This is a genomic window from Stenotrophomonas sp. GbtcB23 (assembly GCF_019091045.1).
Lineage (GTDB): Bacteria > Pseudomonadota > Gammaproteobacteria > Xanthomonadales > Xanthomonadaceae > Stenotrophomonas > Stenotrophomonas rhizophila_A.
Genome location: NZ_JAGXKC010000114.1, coordinates 1 through 1,429 on the forward strand (window position 1 = coordinate 1; position 1,429 = coordinate 1,429).

The window sequence follows — 1,429 nt, forward strand, 5'->3', positions numbered from 1 at the left end:
GGTGGCCATGATTGAATGGGGCCACAGCTTCCCGGGGAGGGCCGCGCCTGGAAGTGCGCCGAGGGTAGAATTCACCGATCCATCAATCGGTTAGCGAAGATCTGGCCGTGTTCGTAACGATTCCCTGCCAACCCTCGGTATGTGTCACAAGCACCGCATCCACTCCCTTGAGCACCTGACCGGTGTCGAAGGGAAGTTCGACGGTCGGGTTGCGCAATTCATTGCGATACGTTTCCGGGAAGCCTGGATAGGCGCCTTTAGAGGCCAGCATAGGGTCCACCAGCAATACGGTTTCGCCATACGTAATCTTAGCCGTGGCATTGCGTATCTGCTAGAACGACGTCGTCGCGCCCGAGACGCCTGCAGCATCTGCGTTGCTCTGGAGGCCTAGCGCCGAAAGCGTGCCAAGTGTAAGGGACAGCATTTTCATATGTCTTCTCTAATTGGAGTGATCGCGCTCCTCAGTCAGACGTTTCACCTCGGCCTTCAACCGACGCACCTCGGCTGAGTCCTTGGGCGTGGGCAACATCGACCCCTCTGGTGTGCCCGCCAAGGCCTCGCTCTTGGCCTTGCGGAGCCATTGGTAAAGGCTGTGGGATGAGACCCCTAGCCGCTTCGCAACCTAGGCTACAGCAAAGCCCCTTTGGGTAACCTGCTTGACCGCTTCGGCATTGAACTCATCCGTGTACTGCTTGCTCGCCATAGACACCTCTCTGGCTTCCATTGCTTATGGCTCTGAGATGTCTACGAAATCTTGGCCGGTCCAATGAGAACCTTTGTGCCCATGATAATTGTTCGCAGTTGATGAAAGCAGAAAAAGGGCTCAGGCGGCTAAACGGCCCTCACGAGAGCCATCCGTTACGCCGTCAGATGAGACGTACGTCTGGCTACTTTTTGCGTTTTATGGTTCTGCATCGGCCTTTCGCTGCCTTCTGCTTCCTACCCCCTTTCACCACATGCCTTGTAATCCACTGGGCAGCAGACGGTTCCGCGCTGAAGGTCCTAATGATCCTTTCAACTACAGTTGAATACCCCACCGTCGCACCTCTGAGCAGGTTGGTCCAGAACCGAGCAATGAGAAAAGACAGCACGCCACTCATAAGGACGGAGCCAAAGAACCAGAAATGACTAATGGGCGAGGTAACCTTCAGCCCCTTGGTAAACATATACGTCGCAAACATGCCTGCACCGGAATGCGCCAGCATTATCAACGACGTCGGCGAAGTGCGAACCCTGAAGACAACCGAGGTGGAAAGCGTTTCTACAGCCGACAGAAGAATCAGTAAAAGGCTTGCCGTTAATGCGGGTCACAGAAGCTGGCAACCAGACTGCTCCGTGTAAAGAAGGAATGGAGCCGCCAACAAGACCAGTGCCTCAAGGCACACGCTGGGATATCTCCTCAGGAACTGCCCCCAACTTCTTCGGGCTA

Annotated in this window: 1 protein-coding gene and 1 pseudogene; both read right to left on the reverse strand. The window is 55.3% G+C overall.

What is annotated here, in order from left to right; all coding sequences use genetic code 11:
* Window positions 1–82: 82 nt before the first annotated feature.
* Window positions 83–271 (reverse strand): hypothetical protein, encoded by a 189-nt coding sequence (locus tag KVS69_RS18215; RefSeq protein ID WP_217539409.1) that lies wholly within the window; start codon window positions 269–271, stop codon window positions 83–85.
* Window positions 272–451: 180 nt separating this feature from the next.
* Window positions 452–703, reverse strand: a pseudogene (locus KVS69_RS18220) (transposase); the annotation flags it as partial.
* Between the last annotated feature and the right edge of the window lie 726 nt (window positions 704–1,429).